We start from the raw sequence: 6,847 nt of genomic DNA, 5'->3' as shown, positions 1-6,847 counted from the left end.
CCCTAGCCTGTCAGGCCGAACAGCGCGATCAGCCCTTCGGTGATCTTGCCGCGCCAGACATAGCGGTCATGCCCGCCCGACCACGGCGACCACAGCACCTCGCCCCCCCGCGCCGCCAGCACGCTGGCCACCTGACGGTTGCTTTCCCAGATATCTCCGGCCAGCGCATCGCCGCCGCGCGCGGTTTCAAACAGCCCCGCGCCCAGAAAGACCCGTGGCATCTGCGGAGCCTGCAGAAGGCGCTGGGTGATCCATGACGACGCCGCCCGTCCGCGCGGCTCGGGCGCCCACCAATACGACCCCGACAGCGCGATCACCGCCCCGAAGCGGTCGGGGCGCTCCAGCGCCACCCGCAGCGCCGCGAGGCCACCGAAGCTCTCGCCCACCAGCACCGTGCGCGCCGGATCGGGCCGCAGCCCGATCTGCGCGGCGATACGGGGCACCAGCTCGTCGGCCAGCATCGCGGCGAAGGCCGGATCCTGCGGCATCTCCGCCGCACGACGGGCGGCGTCGATCGGGTCCACGAAGACCACCGCCATCGGCGGCAGGCGGTGCGCGGCGGCAAGCTGGCGCAGCGCATCGGGCAGATGCATCCCCTTGGCGGCCTCTGTCCCGTCAAGCACCACGGCCAGCACCGCGCGCGGGTCCTGCGGCGTGAAATCCGGCGTGGTATAGAGCGCGATCGCGCGGCGGTTGCCCAGATGTCCGGAGCCGAAGACCTGCCACTCAAGCGCCAGAGCCTGCGCCGGAAAGCCCGCCTGCGCGGGGGCCTCCGGCCCGTCAAACACCGAATACGCCATATAGGCATCGGCGGCCGGTGCCAGCCGGTGCGGATTGAGCGGATCGGCCTGCGCGACCGCCAGAAGCGCCGCGCGGCGGGCCTGCGCGGGACCGGGAATATCGGGCACATCCACCGCCAGCTGATAGCTCAGCCGCGTGTCGCGCGCCACGCGGTAGCTTTTGTAGAACAGATCGGTCCCGCCAAGCCGCTCCAGCCAGTCGTGATCATTGCTCGGCCCGCCCAGCAGCCGCACATTGCGCTGCGCCCCGCGATAGAGGAAGGTCACCACCAGCCCCGCCCCGGTCTCTTCGACCAAGGGCGTGCCCCGCGCCACGATCTGCGGCCACAGCCGCTCCAGCGCGCCGCCTTGGCTGGCGATCTGCCCCATGATCGGGCTCAGCCATTCCGGCGCGGGCGGGTGCTGTTGCGCGGGCGGCACGATCCGGGTGAGCGTCAGCGAATAGGCCCCGCCCTGCGCCCCGCTGACCTGAAGATCCCCCGCCTCGGGCTGCAGGAACCGGAAGCGCTGCTGCCCCGAGACCGCCGCCACAAGCTGGCGCACAGGCTGCCCCCCCTGCCGGAGCCTCAAGACCAGCTCCTGCGCGGCGGCCTCCGGCGCGAAGATCCCCTCGACATAGCTGCCCGCAGGGGCCGCCAGCACATAGTGCGCAGGCACGGCCTCCAGCGTGGCCGTCACCGTTTCGCCCTGCGGCAGGGGCGTGCCCTGCGTGCCGTGGTCCTGTGCCATCGCGCGCGGCCCCACCCCGCCCCATATCGCCATCGCCATCACCATGCCCCGAAGCGCCGCTATCATCCCTCTTTGCATCCTGCGCCCCCCTCAGAACGTGTAGCGCAGACTGGCCGTCCATGTGCGCTCGTTGCCCACGAAACAGGCATAGGCGCTGGCACAGGAGGCCACATAGGCCTTGTCGGCAAGGTTCTGCACATTCAGTTGCAGCCGCATCGCATCCTGCGCCGACAGCACCGGCCCGAACTCGTATCCCAGCGCCAGATCATAAAGCGTGACCGCAGGCACCTCGAATGTATTGCCGCTATCGCCCTGCGAGCGCCCGATATAGCGCATCCCCAGCGCGATATCATATCCGGCCTGCGCGCGGTATTTGCCCCACAGGCCCACGGTCCGTTCCGGTATCCGTGCCGGCGTCTTGCCGATTTCGCTGCTGCGGGCCGACTCCGCCACCTCCGCCTCGATCCACGAGGCCGAGCCCAGCAGGCTCCAATGCGCGTCAATCTCGGCCTGCGCCTCGATCTCCAGCCCGCGGCTGTCGATCCGCCCGATCTGGCGCGGCGTGTAGGTGGCGCTGTCATAGGTGATCACGCCGGTCTGGCGCAGGTCGTAATAGGCCGCCTGCGCGACATAGCGCCCGTCCGGCGTGGCCCATTTCACGCCCAGCTCGTATTGGCGGGCCTGTGTCGGGTCGAAGGGCGTGCCGCTGCCCGAAGCCTCTGTCACCGGCTCGAAGCTGGTGGCATAGCTGAGATAGGGGCTCAGGCCATTGTCGAACGCATACAGCACCGCCGCACGGCCGGTCAGCGCCTGATCGGAAAAGCGGCTGCGGCTGGCGGCCTCGTGATCGGTGATTTTGGAGGAGAAATCGTCAAAGCGCAGCCCGCCCGTCACCTGCCAGCGCCCGAACGCGATCTGGTCCTGCACATACAGACCGGCCTGCGTGGCGCGGGTGGTGGTGCCGGAGACACGGCTGTTCAGATCGAAGCTGTCATAGCCGTAAACTGGGGCCGTCCAGTCGATCGGGGGGGCGTCATAATCGAAGCCCCACTGGTAGTTACGGGTGCTGCGCCGATAGTCCAGCCCCGCCAGAAGCCGGTGTTCGGCCCCGCCCGGATATGCCAGATGCGCGACCGACAGATCGACCAGCGCCTGATCCAGATCCTCGGTGCCCCCCGAGGCCGTGCGCGAGATCGTCCTGCCATCCTCGGCCAGACTGCCCCAGACAAGGCTGCGGAACCCCGTCCGGATGCGCGACAGCCGCGCATTGGCGCGCAGCGTGGTCTGCGGCCCCAGGGCCTGCGTCAGGCTGGCAGAAAGCGCCTTGGTGGTGCGGGTCGAGCTGTCCCATGCCGGGTCCGACACGTTGAACGCCCAAGGGATCAGCGCGCCGGTCGCCGTGGGAAAAAGCGACCCCGCCGCCTCGCGGAAATTGCGCAGCCCCGCATCGGGTTCGTTCTGCACCAGCCCCGCCAGATCCAGCGTCAGACCCTCGCGCGGGTGCCAGCGCAGCGACGGCGCGACCGCATAGCGCTGTGTCTCGCCATCCTCTTCCTGCGTCTGCGTCCGGTGCCCCGTGCCGACCACGCGCCATGACAGCGTCTGCGACAGCGCCCCGCCACGGTCGAAGGCCAGCCCCGCATGCGCACCGCTGCCGGTGCGGGCCTCCACCACCCCGTGATGCGCCCCGTCGGCGCGTTTCGAGGTCATGGCGATCAGCCCGCCCGGATTGCTCTGCCCGTAAAGCGCCGAGGACGGCCCCTTGAGCAATTCGACCCGCTCCAGAAGCCACGGGTCGATCTGCCCGAAACTGCTGCCCCCGAAGGCTAGCCCGTCCAGAAAGCGCGGCACATAGGAATAGCCGCGCACGAAGGTCTCGTCGGTCAGGTTGGAGGTGCCGCGATATTCGGTCAGGATGCCCGGCGCATAGCGCAGGGACTGGGCCACCGATTGTGCGCCCTGATCGGCGATCTGTTGCGCCGTGACCACCGACACCACCTGCGGCGTCAGCGACAGGGCGGTGGCGGTTTTGCTGGCGCTCAGGCTGCCTGCGGCAATATAGCCACGGGTCTCATGGGCCAGATCCTCGCCCCGCACGACCACTTCCTCAAGGGCGACGACCGCCTCCTCGGCCAGCGCGGGTGCCGCGCAAAACAGCGGCGCGACAAGCGCCAGACGGCCCCAGAGGGCGGAACGGACAGGGGGCGGGACACAGGGTCGGGACATGGCGGCTCCGGCGCGGATGAATACTTGATGTTTTCACTCGGTTATTATAGCGAGGCCGGACCCCGCACCATGCGCGGCACGGGCGGTTTTCCGACAAAGCCCTGCGTTTTTCCGACAAACGGACAGGCGCGGCCGACGGAAGACGCCCAACGGAACGATTCAAAAGGGCAACCGGACGCATCATGAGTATTCACCGCTATCCTGGCAATTTTCGGGTGGGCGTGCTGGACGAGCCCCGCGCGACGGTGCTGGAGACGGGCGTGTCGATGCTGGAGCCGAAGGTGATGGTCTTTATCCTGCTTTCGGGCTACCAGCGCTTCCGTCTGGCCACGCAGCGCTGCGTGCTGGATGCCGCACAAGGGCCTGCGGGGCTTTTGCTGCGCATCAACCGCCCGCTCGAGCACCAGTTCGAGGAAAACCACGGCGCCCCGCTGACCAAGATCTCGATCGCGGTCAGCACGGAATGGGTGGACGGGCTTGCCCCCGCCCCCCCCAGCGCCAGCCCTGAGCCCGCAGAACACAGCCCACCCCCTGCCGGAGCAAAGCGCGCCGACCTGTGGGTGCAGCCCTTCGTGCCCGCGCCGCAAAGTTGCGATCTGGCGCAGGCCATCCGCAGCGCGCCCAGCCCGATGCAGCGCATGAGCCTTGGTCTGACGCTGCTTGACAGGGTGCTGGCGGCCTCGGCGCGGAGCGCGGCGGGCGAGGCACCCCCTCTCACCGGCCCGTCCGGGACATCCGGCCCGATCCCCCCGCCCGACCCACTGGTGCCCGCCCACCCGCTGCTGGACCGCCTGCGCCGCGAAATGCGCAAGGCCCCCGCGCGGACCCGCACCGCCCCCGCCCTTGCGAAAGCCTGCGGCATCGGCCTGCGCACGCTGGAACGGCAGGTGCAGCAGGATACGGGGCGCGGCCTGGGGGCGGTGCTGCGCCGCGAGCGGCTTCTGATCGGCTTTCACGCCCTGTCCCGCGGCATGCCGGTGATGCAGGCGGCGAGTGCGGCGGGCTATCAGTCCCGCACCAGCTTCGGCAGCGCGCTCAAACGCGAATTCGGCCTGTCACCTGCCCAGATCCTGCAACAGGCCGCGCGGCAGATCTGGTAGCCGCGCGCCCCGTTTTCCACCCGCTCACCCCACCTTTCCTGTCCTATGAGAGACCCGACCCATGCCCCCTCCCACCCGATATATCGTTCAGGCCAGCCTGCTTGTGCTCTGGGCGCTGACGCTGCTGGTGCCGCGCCCTGCCGCAGCCCAAAGCCAGCTGGCCCCTGTGCCCCCGATCCGCAGCTGCGCGGCCCTTGCCGACACCGATCTTGCCGCCATCGCGGGGGCCGGAAGCGCGGTCACCGCCACCGAAGAGACCCTCTCGGACGGGATCGCGGTCTGCCGCGTCACCGCCACGCTGGCCCCTGCGATCACGCTCGAGGTGCTGCTGCCCACACGGACATGGGCGCAGCGCTATCTACAGGTCGGCTGCGGCGGGCTTTGCGGGCGGATCAGCCTGCGCTCGGGGGCCTCGAACGGCTGCGCCCTGCTGACCGATGGCGGCTTTGTCATGGCGGCCACCGATATGGGCCATGCGGGCGATGACAGCGGCGCATGGGGGCTCGATGCGCAAAAGCGCCGCGATTTCGCCTATCGCGCCCAGCATCTGACCGCCAAGGCCGCCAAGGCGCTGATCACCGCCTTCTACGGCCAGCCCGCGCGCTATGCCTATTTCAACGGCTGCTCGGATGGCGGGCGCGAGGCGTTGATGGAGGCGCAGCGCTACCCCGAGGATTTCGACGGGATCATCGCCGGTGCACCGGCCATGCTGTTTTCGGTGCAGAACACGCTCTATCACGGCTGGCAGGCGGTCTCGAACACCGGCGCCGACGGCACGGTGACGCTGCTTTCGGACCGCTTGCCGCTGCTGCACAAGGCGGTGCTTGCGGCCTGTGATGCGCTTGACGGCGCCGAAGACGGGCTGATCTCCACCCCCGCCGCGTGCCATTTCGACCCCGCCAGCCTGATCTGCCCCGCAGGCCAGAGCGACCACTCGGCCTGCCTGACCGCCGCCGAGGCCGAAGTCGCGCGCCGGTTCTACCAAGGCCCGACGGACCCCGAAACCCACCAGCCGCTGACGGCGGGCCAGCCGCTTTACGGCTCGGAGCTGAACTGGGCGGGCGTCTATGTCGCCGATCAGCCGCAGGACGGGCTGATGAGCACCAATGCCGCGCTGCCCGCGATCCGCTATCTGGCCTTCGACCCCGCCCGCCCCGAGGCCGATCTGGCCAGCTTCGCCTTCACCCGCGCCACGCTGGAGGCGCTGCGCGCGCGGCACCCGCTCTTTGATGCGACCGATCCCGACATGTCGGGCTTCGCGCGGGCGGGGGGCAAGCTGATCCTGTGGCACGGGCTGGCCGATCCGCATATCGCGCCCGCCAATACCGTGGCCCTGCACGAGGCGATGATCCGCCAGATGGGGCCGCAGAGGGTGGACGGGTTCGAACGTCTCTACCTGCTGCCGGGGGTGGCGCATTGCGGCAATGGGGAAGGCCCCTCCAATCTGGATCTGCTCTCGGCGATGATGGCATGGGTCGAACAGGGGCAGGCCCCCGACGCCATTCTGACCACTACCGCCGCACAGCCCAGCCGCTTCGGCGCGCCCGATTTCGCCCCGGACCGCGCGCAGGCCGCAGGCGCTGCCCTGCCCGAGGGGGCGGCCGCTGGCCCGCGCGCCCAAAACGGGCCGGATGGTGGGCGTCAGGGCCGGACAGGGCCCCGCCCCGAGGGCCCGCGCAAGGGCGGGCATGGCCCGCGCGCCGAAGGGTCCGCACAGGTCACCCCGATGAGCCGTCCGGTCTATCCCTATCCGTTCATCGCGCAATGGGATGGCAAGGGCGATCTGGCCAAGGCCGAAAGCTGGTCCAAAGGCCCCGCGACCCAAAGCGTGACCCTGCGCGACTGGGCCGGTGCCGATCTCTTCGGCACGGCCTCCTATGCGGCGCGCCAGACCCAGCCAGACCCGCAATAAGGCGCATCGCGACACAGGCACGGGCGGGGTCTCCCCGCCCCTCGCCGCAGGTCGCGCGCCATACTCGCCCCTGCGCAATC

At 69.7% G+C, this 6,847-nt stretch carries 4 protein-coding genes; 2 read left to right on the top strand and 2 right to left on the bottom strand.

What is annotated here, in order from left to right:
• Positions 1-2: 2 nt before the first annotated feature.
• Together WDB86_RS19055 and WDB86_RS19050 are read right to left on the bottom strand one after the other, a co-directional pair.
• A complete protein-coding gene (locus WDB86_RS19055) occupies positions 3-1,595 on the bottom strand; it encodes an alpha/beta hydrolase-fold protein (protein ID WP_341485560.1) in 1,593 nt (530 codons plus the stop codon).
• 24 nt (positions 1,596-1,619) lie between these two features.
• Entirely contained in the window at positions 1,620-3,755 is a 2,136-nt protein-coding gene (locus WDB86_RS19050; RefSeq protein WP_341485559.1) for a TonB-dependent siderophore receptor, read from the bottom strand.
• Between the two features lie 182 nt (positions 3,756-3,937).
• Here WDB86_RS19050 and WDB86_RS19045 point away from each other — a divergent pair, with 182 nt between their 5' ends.
• Together WDB86_RS19045 and WDB86_RS19040 are read left to right on the top strand one after the other, a co-directional pair.
• Positions 3,938-4,855 (top strand): AraC family transcriptional regulator, encoded by a 918-nt coding sequence (locus WDB86_RS19045; RefSeq protein WP_341485558.1) that lies wholly within the window; start codon positions 3,938-3,940, stop codon positions 4,853-4,855.
• Between the two features lie 61 nt (positions 4,856-4,916).
• Positions 4,917-6,767: a tannase/feruloyl esterase family alpha/beta hydrolase gene (locus tag WDB86_RS19040; protein ID WP_341485557.1), complete on the top strand. Its 1,851-nt coding sequence runs from the start codon at positions 4,917-4,919 to the stop codon at positions 6,765-6,767.
• Positions 6,768-6,847 lie beyond the last annotated feature (80 nt).

The organism is Thioclava sp. GXIMD4215 (assembly GCF_045291555.1).
In the GTDB taxonomy this organism is placed as follows: domain Bacteria; phylum Pseudomonadota; class Alphaproteobacteria; order Rhodobacterales; family Rhodobacteraceae; genus Thioclava; species Thioclava litoralis.
The sequence above is the reverse complement of the archived record's forward strand: the minus strand, read 5'-3'. Positions and strand labels throughout refer to the sequence as shown.

Bases quoted from the DNA above. Each gene is read 5' to 3' on its own strand.
- WDB86_RS19055 (WP_341485560.1), bottom strand. From the start codon at position 1,595: ATGATAGCGGCGCTTCGGGGCATGGTGATGGCGATGGCGATATGGGGC.
- WDB86_RS19050 (WP_341485559.1), bottom strand. From the start codon at position 3,755: ATGTCCCGACCCTGTGTCCCGCCCCCTGTCCGTTCCGCCCTCTGGGGC.
- WDB86_RS19045 (WP_341485558.1), top strand. From the start codon at position 3,938: ATGAGTATTCACCGCTATCCTGGCAATTTTCGGGTGGGCGTGCTGGAC.
- WDB86_RS19040 (WP_341485557.1), top strand. From the start codon at position 4,917: ATGCCCCCTCCCACCCGATATATCGTTCAGGCCAGCCTGCTTGTGCTC.